This is a genomic window from Corynebacterium hesseae (assembly GCF_037850265.1).
Classification (GTDB): domain Bacteria; phylum Actinomycetota; class Actinomycetes; order Mycobacteriales; family Mycobacteriaceae; genus Corynebacterium; species Corynebacterium hesseae.
Genome location: NZ_CP137211.1, coordinates 1,530,539 through 1,551,301, shown reverse-complemented (window position 1 = coordinate 1,551,301; position 20,763 = coordinate 1,530,539). Strand labels below are relative to the sequence as shown.

The following is a 20,763-nucleotide window of genomic DNA, read 5'->3' as shown; positions in this document are numbered from 1 at the left end:
CCAGCCAAAGGAGCACTACTCATGCACACTATTCCGGTTAAAGGACCTTCACCTTATGAGGTCACAATTGACACTGGTCTGAGCACAGAAGTGATTGGGCGCGTGGCGGACATTGGAGCGGCTAAGGTGGCGGTCATTCACCAGCCGCCGCTCGCGCAGGCTGCCGGTGACCTCGCCGAGCAAGCCCGTGCACAGGGAATAGAGGCAACTCTGGTCGAGGTACCTGATGCAGAGGCAGCTAAGCAGCTCGATGTACTTGCCCGGCTTTGGGATACCTTCGGGGAGGCTGGTTTCAGCCGCCGTGACGCCGTTATTGGTCTCGGTGGCGGGGCCGTGACCGACTTGGCAGGCTTTGCCGCAGCGACGTGGATGCGTGGTATCCCAGTAATTCAGGCCCCGACCACACTGCTCGCGATGGTGGACGCGGCCGTTGGTGGAAAGACAGGTATTAACACTGCCGCAGGCAAGAACCTTGTTGGGGCTTTCCACGAGCCGGACTCAGTCTTTGTCGATCTGGACCACCTGCGCACCCTACCTGCCGACGAAATCGTCGCCGGTTCTGCGGAGATCATCAAAACTGGCTTCATCCATGATCCGCGCATCATCGAGCATTACCTTGCGGATCCTGCCGCTTGCTTGGACCCCGACGGCCTGCTGCCCGAGCTCATCCAGCGTTCCATTGCGGTCAAGGCACACGTGGTTGGCCAGGACTTAAAAGAATCGGGGCTGCGCGAAACCCTCAATTACGGCCACACCTTCGGCCATGCGGTGGAGCGCCGCGAAAACTACACTTGGCGCCACGGCCGCGCGGTAGCAGTGGGCATGATGTTCATCGCCTACTTGTCCCACGCACGCGGGCTTATCGGCGCCAACCTTGTAGCCACCCACCGCGACATTCTCACCCGAATTGGGTTGCCCACAACCTATGAGCAGGGCCATTTCGAACAGCTGCTGGATGGCATGCGCCATGACAAGAAGAACCGAGGTGGCCACATCCGTTTTGTGGCCCTCACGGGAATCGGGGAAACCACGCGCTTGGAAGATGCTACCGTCGACGAGCTGCGCGCAGCCTATGCGCAGCTCGCGTCATAAAAGCTTAAGGAGTTTGCCATGACCATTCTCGTTCTCAACGGCCCGAACCTCAACCGTCTGGGCAAGCGTCAACCAGAAATCTATGGCAGCGAAACCCTAGAGGATATCGAGCGTCGCGTCCGCGCAGCGGCGGGGGAAGAAGAGATCGTCTTCTTCCAGTCCAACCACGAGGGCGAGCTCATCGAGCATGTGCATCGCGCTGCCGACGAAGGCTGGCCCGTCATCATCAATCCGGGTGGGTTTACGCATACGTCGGTGGCACTGCGCGATGCCCTAGCGGAAGTAGCCGATGGCGCAGGTTTCGTTGAGGTACACCTATCCAACGTGCACGCGCGGGAAGCATTCCGCCAGCACTCCTACCTGAGCCCGATCGCACGCGGTGTCATTGCTGGGCTTGGCTCTTATGGATATGTCGCGGCACTGGGGTACTTCCTCGCAAATTAGCTATCATGGAGTATCGCTTGAAATGAATGGAGTGGTTCTCACATGGCATTAGCCGATACTCGTTATAGCAACCGCCGCCGCAAGCTCATGACCGAGCTATCTGGTCAGCGCGTCGACGCGATCATCGTCACCCATTTGACGCACGTGCGCTACCTCACCGGCTTCTCCGGTTCGAATGGTGGTCTACTGTTGCGCAAGGACCTCTCCGCGCTCATGGCCACGGACGGCCGCTACACCACACAAATTGCGGAAGAGGTCCCGGATATCGAAGCCAGCCTCGGCCGCGATGTGGGCCCGCACCTGCTGGGGCAGGTTTCTGAGGACCTTCGCGTTGGCTATGAAGCCGACTATGTCACCGTTTCACAACTTGAGCGGCTGGAGAAAGCAAAACCGGAGGGCGTTACTCTGGTGCCTGTCACCGGCGTGGTAGAGAAGATTCGCCTCGTCAAGGACAATGTCGAGCTTCAAAAACTCGAAGAAATCGCAGCTTTGGCAAACCAGGCGCTGACCGAACTCGTCGAGGCCGGGGAAGTAGCCGCCGGACGCACGGAGCGCCAGGTAGCTGCCGACCTTGAATACCGGATGCGCATGCTTGGCTCGGAACGCGTGAGCTTCGACACCATCGTGGCCTCCGGCGAGAATTCTGCAAAGCCCCACCATGGTGCGGATGACCGCGAACTGTGCAAGGGCGATTTGGTAACGATTGACTTCGGCGCTCACCTCCGCGGCTTTAACTCAGACTGCACCCGTACCTTCGTCATCGGTGAGGTTTCTGATTTCGCCCGCGAAATCTATGACGTTGTCCTGCGCGCCCAGGAAGCGGGTGTCAAGGCAGCGGTGCCAGGTGCCAAGCTTGTCGACGTCGACGCGGCCTGCCGCGACATTATTGCCGATGCTGGCTATGGTGACTACTTCGTTCACTCTACTGGCCACGGCATTGGTCTCGACGTGCATGAAGGGCCTTATGCGGCCACAACCGGAAAGGGTACGTTGGCTGAGGGCATGACCCTGACCATTGAGCCCGGCATCTACGTCCCAGGCAAGGGAGGAGTGCGCATCGAGGACAGCCTCATTATCACTTCAGGTGCCCCGAAGATCATCACGGCTTACCCGAAGGACCTTCAGGTGCTTTAGCTAGCACCCCTTGGCGCCGTACTTGATGCGCGTACGGTATGCTTAGACACTGTTTTCATAGTTTCGACTACAAGTTATTTGGGAGAGTCATTTCATGGCAGATACCACTGATTTCAAGAACGGCCTCGTTCTGAAGATCGACAACAAGCTGCAGCAGATTGTTGAGTTCCAGCACGTCAAGCCCGGCAAGGGCCCGGCATTCGTGCGCACCAAGCTCAAGGACGTGGTCTCTGGCAAGGTGACCGACAAGACCTTTAACGCTGGTGTCAAGGTGGAGACCGCAAACGTCGACCGCCGCGACATGACCTACCTGTACAACGATGGCCAGAACTACGTGGTCATGGATGATAAGACTTTTGAGCAGTTCGAGCTTCCGTTTGATAAGTTCGGCGACGCTGGCAAGTTCCTGCTGGAGAACATGCGCGTTCAGGTGTCCTTCCATGACGGTGAGGCTTTGTTCGGCGAGCTGCCGATCTCCGTTGACCTGAAGGTGGAGCACACCGAACCGGGCCTGCAGGGTGACCGCTCCAATGGTGGCACCAAGCCGGCAACGCTCGAGACTGGTGCCGAGATTCAGGTTCCGCTGTTCATTGAGATCGGAAACGTTCTCAAGATTGATACCCGTACCGGCGAGTACCTCTCTCGCGTCAACAACTAAGATGACCCAACCAGAGCCAAACTATAAGCGCCACACGGCGCGCTACCGAGCACGTCGCCGCGCCGCGGACATTCTTTTCGAAGCTGAATCGCGCGACGTTGACCCGGTAGCCATCGTTGAGGACCGCGTAGAGCTGGCCCGCGACCCTGAAAACGGCGTGGCGCCGGTCGCGGACTACACCCGCGAAATCGTCAGCGGAGCTGCCGAAGAACTGGATGCCATCGATGATGCGATCGCCCGCTACCTCTCCAGCGAGTGGTCGCTCGAGCGCATCCCGGCTGTCGATCGTGCGATCATGCGCGTAGCGGTATGGGAAATCCTCTTTAACGCGGACGTTCCTAACGCTACCGCGCTCGTCGAAGGTGTGGAGCTTGCCTCGGAATACTCCAATGACAAGGCAGCACCTTATATCCACGCTGTGTTGGATGACGTCATCCAGGCCCAGTCTGCGGATAGCCCAATGGACTCGGCATCTGCCGAGGAATCTGAAGAACCCGCTGAGACTGCGGAAGATGAAGGCGACTCCGAGTAGAGCCCACGTCTTTCCCTGAATCCCGAAACTCCGGCCAGCTATCCTTTGTGAACTGGCCGGAGTTTTGTCTTGGTCGAGTTCAAATAGGAAACTGCCCTAGCTGCCAATGATCCTGAACCTGCCTGCGGCAGGAGCAAAGGAGTTGGCAACTAGGGCAGTTGCGGTAGTGATGCTGCGTGCTAGAGCAGCGAAGAGAGGAAATCCTTAGTGCGCTGGTGCTGCGGATTGTCCAAGACTTGCTCGGGGGTGCCGGTTTCAATGACGCTGCCGCCGTCCATAAAGACGATGTTGTCGGCGACTTCACGTGCAAAGCCCATCTCGTGAGTAACGACGAGCATGGTCATGCCATCGGCGGCAAGCTCCTTCATAACGCGGAGGACCTCGCCGACCAGCTCGGGGTCGAGGGCGGAGGTGGGTTCGTCGAAAAGCATCAGCTTTGGATCCATGGCCACAGAGCGGGCAATGGCGACGCGCTGCTGCTGACCACCGGAAAGCTGCACCGGGTACGCATCTGCCTTGTGTGCGAGGCCCACCTTTTCCAGCAGCTCCATCGCTTTCTTCTTTGCCTGTTCTGGATTCTGCTTTTTCACCTGGACGGGGGCCTCGATGATGTTCTCCAGGACTGTGCGGTGGCTGAACAGATTGAACTGTTGGAACACCATGCCGATGTCTTGGCGCTGAGCGGCGGCTTCCTTTTCGGAGATTTCATAGAGCACGCCGTTGCGTTCACGGAATCCAATGAGCTCGCCGTCGACGTAGAGGCGGCCGGCTGTGACCTTCTCTAGGTGATTGCAGCAGCGAAGGAAGGTTGATTTTCCGGAACCGGAGGGGCCCAGTAGGCAAGTGACCTCGCCGGGCATGACGGTGAGATCGATGCCCTTGAGAACCTCGAGCTGACCGAAGGATTTATACACATTCTGTGCAGAGATCATTGGGGTGGTCATTAGTTCTTTACCTCCGGGATAACAGACACGTTGCGGGGAATGGTTCCTTCGGCATCCGCCAGCGCAGCCAGCTGGCGGCCGGTGAGCTCGCGGGTGGCGCCACGTTCGAAGCGGCGCTCCAAGAAGTACTGGCCCACCATAAGAAGCGAGGTGATGGCCAGGTACCACGTCGCCGCCACCATGAGTAGCGGGATGGGCTCGAAAAGCGCAGCGGAGATATCCGTGGCGCGGCCGAAAATCTCTGCGGTGTAGGGAATTGCCACCACAAGGGAAGACGTCTTCAGCAAGGAAATGAACTCATTACCGGTCGGCGGGATGATGATGCGCATGGCCTGCGGGAGAACCGTGCGGCGCATGGTCATCCACCAGCCCATACCCAGGGCCTTGCTGGCTTCCTTCTGGCCCTCGGGAACCGAAGAGATGCCGGAGCGGACGATTTCCGCCATGTAGGCGGCTTCGTTCAGGCCCAAACCGAGCACGGAGAGCAGGAATGCATTGGTGAGTACCTCCGTGAGAGAAATCTCCGTAAACCCGAGGTTGATGGATTGGTAGAGCGCGGAGAGCAGACCCCAGAAGACGAGCTGCACGTAGATCGGGGTTCCTCGGAATAGCCACAGGAAGAGCCAGGACACACCGCCGAGCACGGGGTTGGGGGACATACGCATCACGGCGAGAGCGGCGCCGCCCACGACGCCGATGATCATCGCCAGAATCGTAATCGCGATGGTATGCAGCGCGGCGGTGGCGATGCGAGTGTCGAAGAGGTACTGGAAGTAAGTGCCCCATCCGAAGGCCTCGTTGCGTGCCGAAGAGAGGACGAACCACACAGCAAGGAGCACGAGGAGGGCGGCGAAGACCCATCGCCACGGGTGGCGAAGTGGCCGGGCTTCGATCTTCGGTGGGGTAGCCGAAGCCGCAGAATCCGATGCTGCCGGGAGAGAGGAATTAGTCATTGATCGGCCTTTCATTAATCATTGCGTGTTCGACGAGCCCCTCGGTAACGCCCCATTTTTCGAGGATTTCTGCGTAGGCCCCGGTGTCAATAAGGTGCTGGAGCGCGGCTGCCACGGCAGGTCCGAGCTCGGAGTCCTTAGGTACGGCAAACCCATAGGGAGCGGCGTCAAACATTTCGCCGACCATGGACATACGCCCGCCCGAGCGGTTGACCGCCCACGCAGAGACTGGTGAGTCCGCCGAAAGCGCGTCCGCGCGGCCCATGAGTACCGCGAGGGCGGCGTTGTCACTCGTGTCATAGGGGAGGATGGTCAGGTCCCCATCGCAGGCTTCTTGCTTCGGACGTAAGTCGTCCGTCTCGGACACGGTGGTGCGTTGCACCGCGACGGTGAGGCCACAGGGATTCGATGGATCAACCTTGTTGGGGCCGTCGGTGAGCTCGGCCCACTGAATGCCGGCGTAGAGGATATCGACGAAATCGAAGTTCTCACGACGCTCATCAGTATCGGTAAACCCAGACCCGCCGAGATCAATCTGCCCGGACTGGACTGCCGGCAGGATCATGGAAAAGTCCTGCTCCACCGGCTGGAATTTGAGGCCCATCACTTGAGCGACTGCATTGGCCAAGTCCATTTCAAGACCGATGAGTGAACCATCGGAATCCTTGAACTCGAAAGGCGCAAACGGTGGGTTTGTGCCTACGGTGAGGACCCCATCTGCGTCCTGGTACATCGCGGCGATCTCGGGTACTTCGTCCACGTTAGGCTCTGACCAGCCTTCTGGCAGCGCCGGCTCCTCGTTGGTGACGCAGCCGGAGAGGGCAACAGAGGCCAGCGCTCCGACGGCGCCCACGACGGCCTTCTTCTTATTCATGCTTTAACTCTCTTGATAACTTGCGGCTTTGCGCCTATCCACGACGATGAAAATGGCGACGATGATGCCGCCGAGCGCGAACATGAGCAGGATAAGCGGTGTGGAAGCATCCTGGTCCACGCCCCACGGCCATAATGCGCGAAGTGAGCCCAGCATAAAGCCGGCCATGGCGGCGAGGGTCGGATCGCGGTGGGTATCGAGTAGGTAATTCAAAATCTTGACGAACGCGGCAAGGCCGCACACCGCGCCGAGGGCGAAGACGCCCACGACGGTCATGTTCCGGTCAGAGACCGCGCCGATGACCGGCTGGTAGAGGCCCATTGTCAGCAAGATGAGTGAGCCCGAAACGCCTGGGAGAACGAGCGCGCAGACGGCCACCATGGCCGCCAAGAACACCACAATCAGGCTGGGGTCTTCGACGGGAGTTGAAGTAAAGCCGGTAACGAAGAAGATCGCGACGGTGGCGATGATGAATGCAGCGATGGACGCGGGCGTAAACCGCGACATCATGCTAATTGGAACGATGATGGACACGGCGACCATGCCGAGGAACAATGCGCGGGACAAGGACACTTGCCCTTCCACAAAGTTGTGGAGCAGCGTGGAAAAACCGAAGACGGCAAGGAACATGCCGGCGGCGACTGAGACGAGGAAGCCCCATTCAACCTTTTTGAAACGGCCGGAAATGAGATCATTGGCGTTGTGCAAAGCGCGTTCATAGATGCCTACGATGAGCGCGACGGTGCCTCCGGAAATTCCGGGGACCAGCTCGGCCATGCCAATGAGGGCGCCGCGAATGGCGTTAAGAATATAGTGCATAAACCGAAAGTAACGTTGACAGTCTCCTCGGTGGGGATGCCGTGCCGAGGGAGAGGAATGAGCAGATGACTCCTTATTCTCTCATTGTGCGACGCGCTTATGCAAACTATTCAGCCCATAGAAGGTTATACGTTGACTACATCGGCAAGCGCTTGGCCACTTCGCCATAGATTGAGCCCAAGATGGCGAAGGCAGCGAGTCCTACGAGACCGTCGAGAAGCACGGTGTAGAAGGTATTCAACTGCGGGTCATCGGAGGAGGCTGCGGACTTGCGCAGCTCCTGGTAATAAGAGGAGCCTTCCACCTTGGAAGAAACTTCCTTGTCGGTGCTGGATTCAGCAGCGGTAGCAACAGTAGTACCGCCCAGGGTAAGGGCGGCTGCGGTGCTCAAAGCGATGATCGTGCGACGCATGATGACGGGTTCCTTTCGGTTGAAAACACTAATACCCCACAACATTCTCTGTCGCGGGGTGGAATTGTGCCCCTGGTGAGACTCGAACTCACACTACACGGGTTTTGAATCCGTTGCCTCTGCCAATTGGGCTACAGGGGCGCACAAGCAACGATACTAGCGCAGCTAACCAATGGGAACCTAATTGCCTGCCTAAGGGCAGCGTCGGTGCTGATTGGCGCAACACGTTAGGATGGGCCGGGTGACTACTTCTCAGCCCCGACTCTTGCTCATCGACGGCCACTCCATGGCCTTCCGCGCATTTTATGCACTGCCCGCGGAGAACTTTTCTACCTCGGGCGGGCAGCATACGAATGCGGTCTACGGATTCCTTTCCATGCTGGCGAATATCTTGGCGGAGGAGAGGCCGGACTTCGTCGCGGTAGCCTTCGACGTGGGCCGCAAGACCTTCCGCACGGAGATGTTCCCCGACTACAAGGCACAGCGCGAAGCCGCGCCGGAAGAGTTCCGGGGGCAGGTTGAGCTCATCCGTGAGGTTTTGGAGACGTTGGGAATCACCACGCTGTCGCGCGAGAACTTCGAGGCCGATGACATCGTGGCTACGTTGTCCACGCAGGCGGGCGCGGACTATGAGACCTTCCTGGTCACCGGTGACCGCGACTATTTGCAGCTTGTCGACGACTCCACGACCGTCCTCTATCCCATGCGCGGGGTATCCAAGCTGCATCGCTTTACCCCGGAGGCCGTGGAGGAGAAGTACGGCCTGAGCCCGCAGCAATATCCGGACTTTGCTGCCCTGCGCGGAGATCCTTCCGATAACTTGCCCTCCGTTCCAAAGGTGGGGGAGAAGACCGCCACGAAATGGATTACCCAGTATGGCTCCCTCGACGGGCTCATCGAGCATGCCGAGGAGATCAAGGGAGTGGCGGGCCAGAACTTCCGCGACCGCATCGAACAGGTCAAGCTCAACCGACAGCTCACCCAAATGGTGACGGATATGGACCTGGAGGTGGGCCCTGCGGATCTGGAGTTTAAGGGAGCGATCGCTAGCGAGGTCGCGGCTCGCTTCGACGAGTTGGAATTCGGCACCAACCTGCGCGAGCGGGTTCTCAACGCCGTCCCACACGACGCCGCCGCCGAAGCCGCTGCGGCAGAGGAAACGCCGGAGGTATCGGTGACTGTGGTGGACACGCCGCTGGCTGAGTGGCTCGAGGGTAAGGAAGACATAGCAGTCTTCGTACAAGGTGATGGGACCCCGGGCGCGGGTGATGCTGCAGCACTGGCACTGGTCGATTCCTCCTTTGAGGGCCGCCAGATTGAGTTAGCAGATCTCGATGCTGAGGACGACGCCGCGCTGGCCGCGTGGTTGTCATCAGACTCGCCGAAATACCTACACGAGGCGAAGGCCGCCTGGCACATGCTTGCCGGCCGGGGGATTGAGTTGCGCGGAATTGCCCACGACACCGCCCTTGCCGCCTACCTCTTGCGTCCGGGGCAGCGCACGTATGCGTTGACGGACGTGTACCAGCGCCACCTACAGAAGTCCCTCGGCGCGGCCACGGAGCAGCTCTCCATCCTTGATGAGAACCCTCTGGTGGATCAGGCTGCTGCCATTATGGAGTTAGCGGCAGAACTAACGCGTCAACTCCAGGAGATTGACTCCTTCGAGCTCTATACCGACCTGGAGTTGCCGCTGGTCAACATCCTTGCCCGCATGGAGGCCGCCGGTATTGCAGTCGACAGGGATGTCTTAGAAACTCAGCGCGATGCCTTCATTGAGCAGGTCAATGAACAGGAACGCGCCGCCCGCGAGCTGGCCGGTGATGATTCTCTCAACCTGAATTCCCCGAAGCAGCTGCAGTCGGTGCTCTTCGATACTTTTGACATGCCGAAGACGAAGAAGACCAAGACCGGCTATTCCACCGCGGCTAAGGAAATTGAGCAGCTTGCTGCTACCCATCCGCACCCCTTCCTCGATCACCTGCTGGCCCACCGCGAGTATCAGAAGATGAAGACAACGCTGGAAGGTCTCATTAAGACCATTCAGCCGGATGGCCGCATCCACACCACGTTTAACCAAACGGTGACTTCGACGGGCCGTCTGTCTTCGACGGAACCGAACCTGCAGAATATTCCGGTGCGCACTGAGGCAGGACGCCAGATCCGTTCGGCTTTTGTGGTCGGCGAAGGCTTTGAGTCCTTGATTACGGCCGACTACTCCCAGATTGAGATGCGTGTCATGGCGCATCTCTCCGCAGACCCCGGGCTCATCGAGGCCTACCGCGAAGGCGAGGACCTGCATAACTACGTCGGATCCAAGGTTTTCGATGTACCGGTGGATGAGGTCACCTCGGAGCTGCGCCGCCGAGTCAAGGCTATGTCCTATGGCTTGGTCTATGGACTTTCCGCTTTTGGCCTATCGCAGCAGCTGGGTATCCCAGCGCGCGAGGCTAAGGAGATTATGGAGAGCTACTTTGAGCGTTTCGGCGGCGTGAAGCGCTACCTCGACGAGGTAGTGGTGCAGGCCCGAAAGGACGGTTATACCTCCACGGTCTTTGGGCGCCGCCGCTACCTGCCGGAGCTAAACTCCGATAACCGCGTGGCCCGTGAGAACGCTGAGCGCGCTGCCTTGAACGCGCCCATCCAGGGAACTGCTGCGGATATCATCAAGGTTGCCATGATCCGTGTGGATAAGGCCCTTGAAGGCATGGCCTCGCGCGTGCTGCTCCAGGTTCACGATGAGCTTGTCGTGGAGGTGGCTCCCGGAGAGGCAGAAGACGTACAGCGCATCCTAGAACGCGAAATGGACAAGGCTATCGAGTTGACTGTTCCGCTCGAGGTGTCCGTTGGCGTGGGCAAGAACTGGGATGCCGCAGCGCACTAGAGGTTAGGTCAAGCCCACCGCGCGCTCGTCCTCGGTGGGCGTGCGGCGCTCGACCAAACACCCGGCGAGGAGATCGAAGGGGGTTTGGCCCAGCACAAGGACGCTGAGGCCAAGGATGGCCAAGATGGTTGCTTCAACATAGGGGAGTCCTGTCAGCGCAACAAGAGTAAGGAGTAGCCAGCTGTTGCGAATTGCTGCGCTGGCGATTCCGGGATGCTCAGCGATGACTTCTAGCTTCAACGACCACTTGCCCAGAGAAGTCTGCTTCGTTGCCTCCGCCCACACCCGGTAGACGTAGAAGACGAGGGCGAGCGCGATGATGTCGTAGATAGCTCCTGCTCTGCCGCTCAATACTCCGTCGGTGCTGAGGTTGATTGCCCATTTGATTACCACGATGACAGCGGCGGCGAGGAAGGCGTCAATCCACCAGGCCACCGTGCGGCGCAGAAAAATCCCGAGGCGTTCTAAAAGCATGGCTGCCAGCTTAGTTCGCTGCGGGCGGCACACTCCGCACCAGGGTGGGCAGGGGTCCGGGCTATCGTGCTTCGCACACGAAGATGGCAGTGCCAGGGAAAATTTCACCTCGTTCTGGAGACCACTGGCCCCACGTGATGTCGAGGCCCTCTGGCCACTCGGGTTCGATGAGGTTGCGAATTTCGAAGGAGCCACGAACCTGTAGTGCTCGCACCCAATCACCCATCGTGCGGTGAAACTCGGCATAGCTAAGCTCACCGTTGGCATCCTGCTCGAGGTAGGCGCGCTCAAAATAGGACAGCTCTGCTGTGAGGTTCTGGGGATCGTCGGGGAAGACCCAGCGCATTGGGTGCGGCACAGAAAAGACAAAGCGTCCACGTGGGCGGAGGACACGGTGGACCTCGCGCAGCGCCGCGTCCAGGTCTCCTACGAAGGGCAAGGCTCCGAAGGCGGAGAAGACGACGTCAAAGGATTCGTCGCGATAGGGAAGCGCTAGGGCATCAGCTTGGACTAGTGGTAGCTCGGGTGCGGCATGGGAGAGCATTCCTGACGAGAGGTCAAAACCCGTCGCAAAGCGCGTGCGTCCTTGCAGCCATTGCGTGCACGGCGCAGAGCCGCAGCCGAGCTCGAGAACGGTGGCGGAGGAGACGTCACCAAGCAGCTGCGCCTCAGCCTCATGCAGCATTTCCGGGCACCAGTAGAAAGAGGATAGGTATTCGGGGTGTTCCGCGTGGTAGGAATCGGCGTCACTATCCCAAAAGTTGCGGTTGGCAGAGGATGCCGAAAACGCTGCTGCAGACATTCTTCCTTTCCCAATTCTTTTTCCATGGTGCATTTGCCGTTTTAGCTGCGAGGATGTAGGGTTGTACGGGCGTGTCTATGACTCGGGACGCGCTGGGCTACTGTAGGAGAGCTCGGCACGGCTGCGAGTCGGGATTGAAATCCATCTTAAGCCTTGCGCATTCGCGCTGCTTAATGACGCTTTTCAAGAGACGCGTAACTGTCCAATTACGATCTCCTACGTTTATTCGGAGCATAACTACATGCCAACTTCTAACACCCCTCAGGTTGCGATCAACGACATCGGAACCGCAGAGGACTTCCTCGCAGCTGTCGACGCCACCATCAAGTACTTCAACGATGGTGACATCGTCGAGGGCACCGTGGTCAAGGTTGACCACGACGAGGTCCTGCTCGACATCGGTTACAAGACCGAGGGCGTCATCCCGTCCCGCGAGCTCTCCATCAAGCACGACGTCAACCCGGATGAGGTTGTCGAGGTCGGCGACGAGATCGACGCACTTGTTCTCACCAAGGAGGACAAGGAAGGCCGTCTGATCCTGTCCAAGAAGCGCGCACAGTACGAGCGTGCTTGGGGCGCCGTCGAAGAGCTGCACGCCAAGGAAGAGCCGGTCACCGGTACCGTCATCGAGGTTGTCAAGGGTGGTCTCATCCTGGACATCGGCCTCCGTGGCTTCCTTCCGGCATCCCTCGTTGAGATGCGCCGCGTCCGCGACCTGGAGCCGTACATCGGCCAGGAGCTCGAGGCCAAGATCATCGAGCTGGACAAGCAGCGCAACAACGTTGTCCTGTCCCGCCGTGCATACCTCGAGCAGACCCAGTCCGAGGTCCGCTCCGAGTTCCTACACCAGCTGCAGAAGGGCCAGGTCCGCAAGGGCGTTGTCTCCTCCATCGTCAACTTCGGTGCCTTCGTCGATCTCGGCGGTGTCGACGGCCTGGTTCACGTTTCCGAGCTGTCCTGGAAGCACATCGACCACCCGTCTGAGGTTGTCACCGTGGGCGACGAGGTCACCGTCGAGGTTCTCGACGTCGACCTGGACCGCGAGCGCGTGTCCCTGTCCCTGAAGGCAACCCAGGAAGATCCGTGGCGCGTCTTCGCCCGCACCCACGCTGTGGGCCAGATCGTTCCGGGCAAGGTCACCAAGCTCGTTCCGTTCGGCGCCTTCGTTCGCGTCGAGGAGGGCATCGAGGGCCTCGTCCACATCTCCGAGCTGGCTCAGCGCCACGTGGAGGTTCCGGACCAGGTTGTCAACGTTGGCCAGGAAGTCATGGTCAAGGTCATCGACATCGACCTCGAGCGTCGCCGCATCTCCCTGTCCGTTAAGCAGGCAGACGAGGACTACACCGACGAGTTCGATCCGTCCAAGTACGGCATGGCTGACTCCTACGACGAGCAGGGCAACTACGTGTTCCCGGAGGGCTTCGACCCGGAGACCAACGAGTGGCTCGAGGGCTACGACGAGCAGCGCCAGGCTTGGGAGGCTCGCTACGCCGAGTCCGAGCGTCGCTTCAACCTGCACACCGCTCAGATCGAGCGCAACCGTGCTGCAGCCGCTGAGGCCGCCGAGTCCGCTGCCAACTCCAACTACTCTTCCGAGTCTCAGGATGCAGCTCCGGCATCCGATTCTCAGGCAGAGGTTGGCGGCTCCCTCGCTTCCGACGAGCAGCTTGCTGCTCTGCGCGACAAGCTCGCTGGCAACTAAAAACTAAGTCCTCTCGGATAGGCTCCGCCGTTTAGTCCGAGACGATCTAGTTCTTGCAGAAAGGCCGCTTCTCCCCGCTGTGGGAGGGGCGGCCTTTCGCGTATCCTAAGCCGGTATGAAACTCATTGGACTCACTGGCGGAATCGGCAGCGGAAAATCGACTGTAGCGCAGCTTCTCGTGCGCCACGGCTGGGAATTAGTGGATGCCGATCAGATAGCCCGGGACATTGTTGAACCGGGTCAACCAGCGCTCACAGAACTGGCGCAGGCTTTCGGGGAAGACATTCTCCAAGAAGACGGGAGCCTGGACCGGGGGTTGCTAGCTTCCCGTGCCTTCTCTAGTCGCGAGAAGACCGCTGTGCTCAACTCGATTACGCACCCGCGCATTAACGAGGAAACCCAAGCCCGCTTCGACGAAGCGCGGCAAGCTGGTGCGGATTTCGTGGTCTATGACATGCCACTCCTCGTGGACAAAGGACTCCACAAGGATATGGACGCCACCATTGTTGTTGACGTTGACGCAGAGGAGCGTGTGCACCGCCTGGTGGCATACCGCGGGCTGGATGAGGAGGACGCACGCCGCAGGATCGCGGCGCAGATTCCGGACGATGTGCGGCGTGCTGCCGCTGATTTCATCATTGACAACAACGGCCCCCGCGAAGCACTGGATGAGCAGGTCGAGGGGGTCGTCGCCAAGCTCCGCGCCCGCCTAGGTTAGGCACGCAACTTCCTAGCAACAGTTTTCTGGCAGAAGCTCCTAGCGCGTTGCTACGACGTCAGAGACTGCGATGTGGTCGTTGTTTTCCATGTCCTCGCCCACGAAATCAAGGTCAGTGCGCATCAGCATGGTGTTGTAATCGTGCCACGATGTCAGCGTGTAATACAGGTGCTGGTCATCCTGGTCTGGCAGCACGAAGGGCGCGTACGTGTCGTTGAGTGGCTCGCCGCTGACAACCTCGGTGGTCTTCGCGCCCACAAGCATGCGGCGCGGCGACCACGGTCCTTCGGGGCTATCTGCGGTGCGCATGACGATGCCCTCTCCCTCCACTCCATACATGGTGACGTACTTGCCCAAGTAGTGGTTGTAGGCCACGGAAAGCTCGGAGACCTTGCCATCGAGCACCTCGGTGGCCCGCGCGGGATCCTTCACCCATGAGCCATCTGAGTAGTAGCTGAAGGCATCTTCGTTGGGGAATTCAGATTTCAACGCGCGGGATAAATATGCCGGGCCACGGCGGCCGTTTCCGGTGGAGTAACGGTAGATATAGTCGTCGTGCTCGATGAAGGCCGATTGCTGCAGCTTTTCGAACCCTGGGCGGTAGTTTGCGCCGCCGGGAATGGGAGCGTTCGTCCCGTGGCTAGCGTTAGTGCGTGTGGCCTCCGGTACCGCGCGCCACGTGACTCCGCCGTCGGTCGACTTCACGGTCCCACCAAAGTTGGTTGACCAGCCGGTTTTCGGGTCGTGCCAAGAGCGCACGGACATGTAGTCGATGTAGTGCACGCCGTCGACCACGATGCCCGCCGTGGGGATGGTGGTGCGCTCGCCGTTGGTATCTTGATCTCCCACCTTTTGGGAGGGGATGAACTCCTTTGCGCGGCCATTGGCGGACCATCCGGAGTTAGTCAGCGCCTCCTCCAGACGTAGGCCATCACCGTAGTCGTGGTCGCTCGTGCGCAAGAGGAGGTTGGAACGCCACCCATCACCGTCGCTCGAACAATCCATGGAATCGCCGAAGACGTAGTAGGAGCGGCCCGCGTTGTCAGAGTAGGCAATGCCGAGGTCGGTTCCGGAAATGTCGAATTTTTGGTCGGTGCGGTTCGGGGAACCGGAACCGGTGATGAGCTGCATGATTTGGGTCGGTCCGCCGGTGATTTGGCGCTGGTTATAGTTGCTGCGCTGTGGTGCTGCGGAGTCACCTGAACTGCTCGAACGGGAGGAGCTCCCCAGCAGCGCGTCGAGCCCTCCTAGCGAAGAGCCGCCTCCCGGCCCGGAGGCCTCGGGCTTCGACGTGAAGCTACCGGACTTCGAATAGGCCGTACACGGAGAAGCTTGGGCGGTGGGCGTGTGGGACACGATAGCGACGGGCACGAGACCGGCGATGGTCACTGCGCTGGCGAGGGAACGAAACTTCATGCCAGCCGATTCTAAAGGAGAGCGGCAACTTTTAAAGCATATGGTGGCTAAAATTTACCTTGTGCTCGCGCCCCGTTCATCTTGAGTGCTTAATCTGCCCCTCCATGGGAACCTGGGACGTTGGGCCTTTTGATAATCACGCCGCGTGCGAAGTGCTCGCGGAAATTCGTGATGGCTCTTTCGACCTCGACACGTTTAAGAAGAGCTGCGTGGATTCTCCCATCGATGTCGACGACGCCGAGGCCGTCATCGCCTTAGGCGCACTGGCGACGTCCCCGGCGGACAAACTTCCCGCTGGAGTCAGTGTCGACTCCGTTAAAGCGCTGCGCACACCGCAGACTCGGGCCTGGCTGCGCAAGAAAATTAACACAGCGATGGAGCCCAATAATTCCCCGATCTATGCACTGTGGGAAACCACGGGTGAGTTAGATCTGTGGCTGCGCACGACGCGTGCTGTATTGCCCTAAACTGTTCTCTCTTGCCTCACACAGTGGCTGGGTTGTTGAGCTGCCGGAACCTAGCAGGTTTAGGCTTCGGCGCGTTAGACTGGTCGGCATGGCTTTTGCTGCTGAACACCCTATCCTGCCGGTCTCGGAACACCGCCCCGTCGGTGAAATCGAACGGCGCTCGGCCGATTTTCGTGTTGAATCAGAGTACCAGCCCGCAGGCGACCAACCCGCCGCCATCGCGGAACTGGATGAGCGGCTGAGCCGCGGCGAGCGCGACGTCGTCCTCATGGGTGCCACGGGTACCGGTAAGTCCGCTACTGCCGCGTGGCTCATCGAAAAGCAGCAGCGCCCGACACTCGTGATGGCGCCGAATAAGACGCTGGCGGCCCAGTTGGCAAATGAGCTGCGTCAGCTCCTCCCGCACAACGCCGTTGAGTACTTCGTTTCTTACTACGACTACTACCAGCCGGAAGCCTATATCGCGCAGACGGATACCTATATTGAGAAGGACTCCTCCATTAATGAGGACGTGGAACGCCTGCGCCACTCCGCCACCTCGGCGCTTCTTTCTCGCCGCGACGTTGTCGTGGTGTCCTCTGTGTCCTGCATCTATGGCTTGGGCACGCCGCAGTCCTACCTCGACCGCTCGGTCGTGCTGGAGGAAGGGGAGGAGATCGACCGCGATCGCTTCCTGCGCCTGCTCGTCGATATTCAATATGAGCGCAATGACGTAGGTTTTACGCGCGGAACCTTCCGCGTCAAGGGCGATACCGTGGATATCATCCCCGCCTATGAGGAGCGTGCGGTGCGCATCGAATTCTTCGGCGATGACGTGGATGAGCTCTACTACATCCACCCGTTGACGGGCGATGTTCTCGAGCGAGTCGACGAGGTGCGAATCTTCCCCGCGACGCATTACGTGGCGGGTCCAGAGCGCATGGCGCGGGCCATCGAGGACATCAAGGAAGAACTTGCGGAACGCCTCGCCGAGCTGGAGAACCGCGGCAAGTTGCTCGAAGCGCAGCGCCTGCGAATGCGCACCGAATACGACCTCGAGATGATCGAGCAGGTGGGCTTTTGCTCCGGCATTGAGAACTATTCGCGCCACGTCGACGGGCGCCCTGCCGGTTCGGCGCCGGCGACGCTCTTGGATTATTTCCCGGAGGACTTCCTTACCATCATCGATGAGTCCCACGTGACCGTCCCGCAGATCGGTGGCATGTTTGAGGGTGATATGGCCCGTAAGCGCAACCTCGTGGAGTTTGGCTTCCGTTTGCCGTCTGCCGTAGACAACCGGCCACTCACCTTTGATGAGTTTGAGGAGCGCGTGGGGCAAACCGTCTACATGTCGGCCACGCCTGGTGATTTTGAAATGACGGCCTCCGGCGGCGAGTTCGTCGAACAGGTCATTCGCCCCACCGGCCTGGTGGATCCCAAGGTGACGGTCAAACCCACCAAGGGCCAGATCGATGACCTTATCGATGAGGTCCGCGCCCGCACCGCTAAGCAGGAGCGTGTATTGGTCACCACCTTGACTAAGCGCATGGCAGAAGACCTCACTGATTACCTTCTGGAGCATGGCATCAAGGTGCGCTACCTCCACTCGGATATCGATACGCTGCAGCGCGTGGAGCTACTGCGGCAGCTGCGCTTGGGTGAATTCGATGTGCTCGTAGGTATTAACCTGCTGCGCGAGGGCCTCGACCTTCCCGAAGTCTCACTCGTCGCCATTTTGGACGCAGACAAGGAAGGCTTCCTGCGTTCCACCACCTCGCTCATCCAGACAATCGGCCGCGCCGCCCGAAATGTGTCCGGTGAGGTCATCATGTACGCGGACAAGATTACGGACTCGATGCAGGAAGCCATCGAGGAGACCGAGCGCCGCCGTGAAAAGCAGATTGCCTATAACAAGGAACACGGTATCGACCCGCAGCCATTGCGCAAGAAGATCGCTGACATTTTGGACCAGGTTTACGACAACGCCGATGAGCAGGAGCAGGGGGCGGATCCCACGGCAATCGTCGACAAGCCCGATGTGTCCTCCATGGCTGCCGATGAGGTGCAGGCGCTTATCGACGACCTGACGACCCAAATGCGCGAAGCCGCCCGAGAGCTTAAATTCGAGCTGGCGGGGCGCTTGCGCGATGAGATCGCGGACCTGAAGAAGGAGCAACGTGGACTCAAAGAGGCCGGGATTTAACAGTCTGGGCCGGCGTACTGAAACCTCGTTAGTGCACTGGGCGGGTAACACCACACTCAGTGCGGGTAGCCGTGCCATACTGTTAGGGATTAACCACTAGTTATAAGGAGAATCATGCTGAGCTACAACGTCATCGCCGTGGGAACCGATGGATCACCGACATCCCTGCGTGCCGTCCGTTCTGCCGCATCTATGGCGCGTGCTTATGATGCGACGTTGATCATCGTCTCTGCTTTCTACAACCACTCCGGTTCGATGCTCGGCGCACCGAACGCAGAGGACGCCCGCGTGCCCGTCGTCAGCGAGGAAATGTCGGAGAATTTCCTCAACAATGCCGCGGAGATCGCGCACGGCGAGGGTGCGAAGAGCATCGAGATCATCGCTAAGTCTGGCGATCCCGTGAATTCCCTCATCGAGGTGGGCAAGGACTATGACGTCGACTTGTTCGTGGTGGGTAACAAGGGAATCCATTCAGTCCGCGGCCGGGTATTCGGTTCCGTTGCGACGGAGCTGACCCGTAAGGCCCACGCGGATGTTGTGGTGGTCAACACCACTGAGTAAGCGCCGGGACCCAGTCGGGCGCACAGCACACGCGCTGATCGACGCGAACACGCCAGCGTTGTTAGACTAGCGGGTGCGCAAAAGCTTTTAGAATTTTGTTTAGCGGTGGCCTCAAGGTTGGGGCCCAGCGAAGAAAGGTCATCATGAGCGATTACAACAAGATCGTGGTCGGTACCGACGGTTCCAAGTCCTCCCTGCTCGCAGTGGAGCGCGCCGCCAAGATCGCCGCAGCCTTCGATGCCACCCTCATCATCGGTTGCGCCTACTACGAGAACCAGGAGCAAGCCTCCAAGACACTGCGCCAGGATTCAGTGACGATTCTCGGTGATGAGAAGGCTCAGGCCAACCTCGCCTCCGGCAAGGAACACGCAGAGAAGTTCGGCGTGACGAAGGTGGAGACCGCTGTGCGTCCGGGCACCCCGGTTCAGGCTCTGATGTCCATCGTCAACGACAACAAGGCTGACCTGCTCATCGTTGGTAACCGCGGAATTAATTCCTTGACCGGCCGTCTGCTCGGTTCGGTTCCGGCGGATGTCGCGCGTCAGTCTGATTGTGACGTCATGATCGTCCACACCGTCAACTAAGCCTTCTCGGGCTACGGTACGCACACGCCCCAGAAACTTCTTCGTCGGAAGTCTCTGGGGCGTGTTTGTGCGTTGTGGTGCTTTTCTAAGAGCCGAACCGAAGCTTGCGATAGGCGCGGGCGAGGGCGTTACCGTCGGCGCCTTGAATAAGCGGGATATCGAAAGAAGACTCTTTGTTGACCTTGACCAAGGGAGCAAGCGAGCCATGGGAGAGCAGCTGCTCTTGTGGCGTGAGGTTGCGTATTGCTAGCGCTGCCACACGGTTGGGATGCTCCGCCGCGGCGTCGGCATAAGTCAGAGGATCGTGCTGCCCATCATCACCGATGAGAAGCCAGCGCAATTTGGGGAAAGCAATGAACAAGTTGCGCAGTTGGACGCGCTTGTGTTCTTGGCCATTGCGGAAAAGACCGGTGGGCGTTGGGCCCCAGTCGGTGAGCAACAGTGGGCCACGTGGGAAGCCGTTCTCCGCCATGAAATTGACCAAGGTGTCATAGGTATTCCACGCACCGGTGGAGAGGTAGACGAAGGGAACCTCTGGGTGCTGTTGAGAGATCTCCCGGTAGAAACTGGCCATGCCTTCGACGGGGGTTCGCGTATTGGTGCGCTTTACCCAGGAATTCCACGCTGCAATCATGGCTCGCGGCAGCCAGGTCACCATGATGGTGTCATCGATATCGCTGACCACACCGAATGTCGTGTCTTTGTCCACGATGAGGACTTCCGCGCGCACCTCGTCCGCGCCTTTGGCGCGGATGGTGACGTCGTGCCAGCCAGGTTCTAGCCCGTGATCATGGACGAGGACATCGATATAGCCGTTGTCGTTCGTGGTGCCCGACACCGTCTTACCGCCAACAGTTACTTCGACCTCGTGATGCGTGACCTGGATGGTGAAGAATTGGCGGTATCCGCGTTGGGTCCACGTATCGCGTTCCTCAGCCTTGGGATCGTGCATGAGCACGCGGCCAAGCACGTGGACAAAGTCCTCGTTGCCGTAGCCGGCATAGCCAGTAATGCTGGGCTGCCAGCCTTTGCGTGCGGAGTGCTTGAGTGAGAATGCATTCGCGGTGGATTCGACTTTGCGGGCGATATCGGAAAGTGCCATGCGCACCAG

General features: G+C 59.4%; 21 protein-coding genes and 1 tRNA gene. 12 read left to right on the top strand and 10 right to left on the bottom strand.

Annotated features, from left to right (window positions below):
* Nucleotides 1-21 precede the first annotated feature (21 nt).
* The 5 genes from aroB (at nt 22) to nusB (ending at nt 3,860) form a co-directional block, all read left to right on the top strand.
* Nucleotides 22-1,092: a 3-dehydroquinate synthase gene (gene aroB, locus R3O64_RS07220; RefSeq protein ID WP_339016420.1), complete on the top strand. Its 1,071-nt coding sequence runs from the start codon at nt 22-24 to the stop codon at nt 1,090-1,092.
* 18 nt (nt 1,093-1,110) lie between these two features.
* Nucleotides 1,111-1,536 (top strand): type II 3-dehydroquinate dehydratase, encoded by a 426-nt coding sequence (aroQ, locus tag R3O64_RS07215; RefSeq protein WP_101735698.1) that lies wholly within the window; start codon nt 1,111-1,113, stop codon nt 1,534-1,536.
* A gap of 42 nt (nt 1,537-1,578) precedes the next feature.
* Nucleotides 1,579-2,670 (top strand): aminopeptidase P family protein, encoded by a 1,092-nt coding sequence (locus R3O64_RS07210; RefSeq protein WP_339016416.1) that lies wholly within the window; start codon nt 1,579-1,581, stop codon nt 2,668-2,670.
* A 94-nt stretch (nt 2,671-2,764) separates the two neighbouring features.
* Nucleotides 2,765-3,328: an elongation factor P gene (efp, locus tag R3O64_RS07205; RefSeq protein WP_070522210.1), complete on the top strand. Its 564-nt coding sequence runs from the start codon at nt 2,765-2,767 to the stop codon at nt 3,326-3,328.
* Between the two features lies 1 nt (nt 3,329).
* Nucleotides 3,330-3,860, top strand: coding sequence for a transcription antitermination factor NusB (nusB, locus tag R3O64_RS07200; RefSeq protein WP_070686304.1), 531 nt, complete (start codon nt 3,330-3,332; stop codon nt 3,858-3,860).
* A gap of 179 nt (nt 3,861-4,039) precedes the next feature.
* Here nusB and R3O64_RS07195 read toward each other — a convergent pair whose 3' ends face one another.
* The 6 genes from R3O64_RS07195 to R3O64_RS07170 form a co-directional block, all read right to left on the bottom strand.
* Nucleotides 4,040-4,804, bottom strand: a complete 765-nt coding sequence (locus R3O64_RS07195) for an amino acid ABC transporter ATP-binding protein (RefSeq protein WP_070522216.1) — start codon at nt 4,802-4,804, stop codon at nt 4,040-4,042.
* Nucleotides 4,804-5,757, bottom strand: coding sequence for an amino acid ABC transporter permease (locus R3O64_RS07190; RefSeq protein WP_070529883.1), 954 nt, complete (start codon nt 5,755-5,757; stop codon nt 4,804-4,806). The genes R3O64_RS07195 and R3O64_RS07190 overlap by 1 nt, the downstream gene beginning before the upstream one ends.
* Nucleotides 5,750-6,631, bottom strand: a complete 882-nt coding sequence (locus R3O64_RS07185) for an ABC transporter substrate-binding protein (protein ID WP_070529885.1) — start codon at nt 6,629-6,631, stop codon at nt 5,750-5,752. Before R3O64_RS07185 ends, R3O64_RS07190 begins: the two co-directional genes overlap by 8 nt.
* 3 nt (nt 6,632-6,634) lie before the next feature.
* Nucleotides 6,635-7,450: a DUF368 domain-containing protein gene (locus tag R3O64_RS07180; protein ID WP_070529887.1), complete on the bottom strand. Its 816-nt coding sequence runs from the start codon at nt 7,448-7,450 to the stop codon at nt 6,635-6,637.
* Between the two features lie 136 nt (nt 7,451-7,586).
* Nucleotides 7,587-7,862, bottom strand: coding sequence for a hypothetical protein (locus R3O64_RS07175; RefSeq protein ID WP_070529889.1), 276 nt, complete (start codon nt 7,860-7,862; stop codon nt 7,587-7,589).
* Between the two features lie 67 nt (nt 7,863-7,929).
* A tRNA-Leu gene (locus R3O64_RS07170) sits at nt 7,930-8,003 on the bottom strand.
* Nucleotides 8,004-8,094: 91 nt separating this feature from the next.
* Here R3O64_RS07170 and polA point away from each other — a divergent pair.
* On the top strand, nt 8,095-10,746 hold the full coding sequence (polA, locus tag R3O64_RS07165) for a DNA polymerase I (RefSeq protein WP_070529891.1): 2,652 nt from the start codon (nt 8,095-8,097) through the stop codon (nt 10,744-10,746).
* A 3-nt stretch (nt 10,747-10,749) separates the two neighbouring features.
* Here the strand turns inward: polA and R3O64_RS07160 are convergent, their stop codons facing one another.
* Together R3O64_RS07160 and R3O64_RS07155 are read right to left on the bottom strand one after the other, a co-directional pair.
* Nucleotides 10,750-11,220 carry an RDD family protein gene (locus R3O64_RS07160; protein WP_070529893.1) on the bottom strand — a complete coding sequence of 157 codons (471 nt, stop codon included), beginning with the start codon at nt 11,218-11,220 and terminating at the stop codon, nt 10,750-10,752.
* A 61-nt stretch (nt 11,221-11,281) separates the two neighbouring features.
* Entirely contained in the window at nt 11,282-12,022 is a 741-nt protein-coding gene (locus tag R3O64_RS07155) for a class I SAM-dependent methyltransferase (RefSeq protein WP_101735705.1), read from the bottom strand.
* A gap of 241 nt (nt 12,023-12,263) precedes the next feature.
* On the opposite strand from R3O64_RS07155, the gene rpsA reads away from it, so the two are divergent.
* Nucleotides 12,264-13,724 carry a 30S ribosomal protein S1 gene (gene rpsA, locus R3O64_RS07150; protein ID WP_010190105.1) on the top strand — a complete coding sequence of 487 codons (1,461 nt, stop codon included), beginning with the start codon at nt 12,264-12,266 and terminating at the stop codon, nt 13,722-13,724.
* 115 nt (nt 13,725-13,839) lie between these two features.
* A complete protein-coding gene (coaE, locus tag R3O64_RS07145; RefSeq protein WP_070563081.1) occupies nt 13,840-14,442 on the top strand; it encodes a dephospho-CoA kinase in 603 nt (200 codons plus the stop codon).
* A 39-nt stretch (nt 14,443-14,481) separates the two neighbouring features.
* On the opposite strand, the gene R3O64_RS07140 is transcribed toward coaE, so the two are convergent.
* The gene (locus R3O64_RS07140; RefSeq protein ID WP_193629405.1) at nt 14,482-15,858 is read right to left on the bottom strand and encodes a DUF4185 domain-containing protein; all 1,377 of its coding nucleotides are present in this window, start codon (nt 15,856-15,858) and stop codon (nt 14,482-14,484) included.
* Nucleotides 15,859-15,962: 104 nt separating this feature from the next.
* Between R3O64_RS07140 and R3O64_RS07135 the strand changes: the two genes are divergently transcribed.
* From R3O64_RS07135 to R3O64_RS07120, 4 genes are all read left to right on the top strand, one after another.
* Nucleotides 15,963-16,325, top strand: coding sequence for a DUF4259 domain-containing protein (locus R3O64_RS07135; protein ID WP_154762340.1), 363 nt, complete (start codon nt 15,963-15,965; stop codon nt 16,323-16,325).
* Between the two features lie 88 nt (nt 16,326-16,413).
* Entirely contained in the window at nt 16,414-18,507 is a 2,094-nt protein-coding gene (uvrB, locus tag R3O64_RS07130; RefSeq protein WP_154762339.1) for an excinuclease ABC subunit UvrB, read from the top strand.
* Nucleotides 18,508-18,621: 114 nt separating this feature from the next.
* Complete coding sequence (locus R3O64_RS07125) at nt 18,622-19,068, top strand: universal stress protein (protein WP_339016403.1); 447 nt, start codon at nt 18,622-18,624, stop codon at nt 19,066-19,068.
* Between the two features lie 143 nt (nt 19,069-19,211).
* Nucleotides 19,212-19,652, top strand: coding sequence for a universal stress protein (locus tag R3O64_RS07120; RefSeq protein WP_010190091.1), 441 nt, complete (start codon nt 19,212-19,214; stop codon nt 19,650-19,652).
* A gap of 85 nt (nt 19,653-19,737) precedes the next feature.
* Here the strand turns inward: R3O64_RS07120 and R3O64_RS07115 are convergent, their stop codons facing one another.
* Nucleotides 19,738-20,754: an App1 family protein gene (locus tag R3O64_RS07115; protein ID WP_070529905.1), complete on the bottom strand. Its 1,017-nt coding sequence runs from the start codon at nt 20,752-20,754 to the stop codon at nt 19,738-19,740.
* Between the last annotated feature and the right edge of the window lie 9 nt (nt 20,755-20,763).

Bases quoted from the DNA above. Each gene is read 5' to 3' on its own strand.
- aroB (WP_339016420.1), top strand. From the start codon at position 22: ATGCACACTATTCCGGTTAAAGGACCTTCACCTTATGAGGTCACAATT.
- aroQ (WP_101735698.1), top strand. From the start codon at position 1,111: ATGACCATTCTCGTTCTCAACGGCCCGAACCTCAACCGTCTGGGCAAG.
- R3O64_RS07210 (WP_339016416.1), top strand. From the start codon at position 1,579: ATGGCATTAGCCGATACTCGTTATAGCAACCGCCGCCGCAAGCTCATG.
- efp (WP_070522210.1), top strand. From the start codon at position 2,765: ATGGCAGATACCACTGATTTCAAGAACGGCCTCGTTCTGAAGATCGAC.
- nusB (WP_070686304.1), top strand. From the start codon at position 3,330: ATGACCCAACCAGAGCCAAACTATAAGCGCCACACGGCGCGCTACCGA.
- R3O64_RS07195 (WP_070522216.1), bottom strand. From the start codon at position 4,804: ATGACCACCCCAATGATCTCTGCACAGAATGTGTATAAATCCTTCGGT.
- R3O64_RS07190 (WP_070529883.1), bottom strand. From the start codon at position 5,757: ATGACTAATTCCTCTCTCCCGGCAGCATCGGATTCTGCGGCTTCGGCT.
- R3O64_RS07185 (WP_070529885.1), bottom strand. From the start codon at position 6,631: ATGAATAAGAAGAAGGCCGTCGTGGGCGCCGTCGGAGCGCTGGCCTCT.
- R3O64_RS07180 (WP_070529887.1), bottom strand. From the start codon at position 7,450: ATGCACTATATTCTTAACGCCATTCGCGGCGCCCTCATTGGCATGGCC.
- R3O64_RS07175 (WP_070529889.1), bottom strand. From the start codon at position 7,862: ATGCGTCGCACGATCATCGCTTTGAGCACCGCAGCCGCCCTTACCCTG.
- polA (WP_070529891.1), top strand. From the start codon at position 8,095: ATGGGCCGGGTGACTACTTCTCAGCCCCGACTCTTGCTCATCGACGGC.
- R3O64_RS07160 (WP_070529893.1), bottom strand. From the start codon at position 11,220: ATGCTTTTAGAACGCCTCGGGATTTTTCTGCGCCGCACGGTGGCCTGG.
- R3O64_RS07155 (WP_101735705.1), bottom strand. From the start codon at position 12,022: ATGTCTGCAGCAGCGTTTTCGGCATCCTCTGCCAACCGCAACTTTTGG.
- rpsA (WP_010190105.1), top strand. From the start codon at position 12,264: ATGCCAACTTCTAACACCCCTCAGGTTGCGATCAACGACATCGGAACC.
- coaE (WP_070563081.1), top strand. From the start codon at position 13,840: ATGAAACTCATTGGACTCACTGGCGGAATCGGCAGCGGAAAATCGACT.
- R3O64_RS07140 (WP_193629405.1), bottom strand. From the start codon at position 15,858: ATGAAGTTTCGTTCCCTCGCCAGCGCAGTGACCATCGCCGGTCTCGTG.
- R3O64_RS07135 (WP_154762340.1), top strand. From the start codon at position 15,963: ATGGGAACCTGGGACGTTGGGCCTTTTGATAATCACGCCGCGTGCGAA.
- uvrB (WP_154762339.1), top strand. From the start codon at position 16,414: ATGGCTTTTGCTGCTGAACACCCTATCCTGCCGGTCTCGGAACACCGC.
- R3O64_RS07125 (WP_339016403.1), top strand. From the start codon at position 18,622: ATGCTGAGCTACAACGTCATCGCCGTGGGAACCGATGGATCACCGACA.
- R3O64_RS07120 (WP_010190091.1), top strand. From the start codon at position 19,212: ATGAGCGATTACAACAAGATCGTGGTCGGTACCGACGGTTCCAAGTCC.
- R3O64_RS07115 (WP_070529905.1), bottom strand. From the start codon at position 20,754: ATGGCACTTTCCGATATCGCCCGCAAAGTCGAATCCACCGCGAATGCA.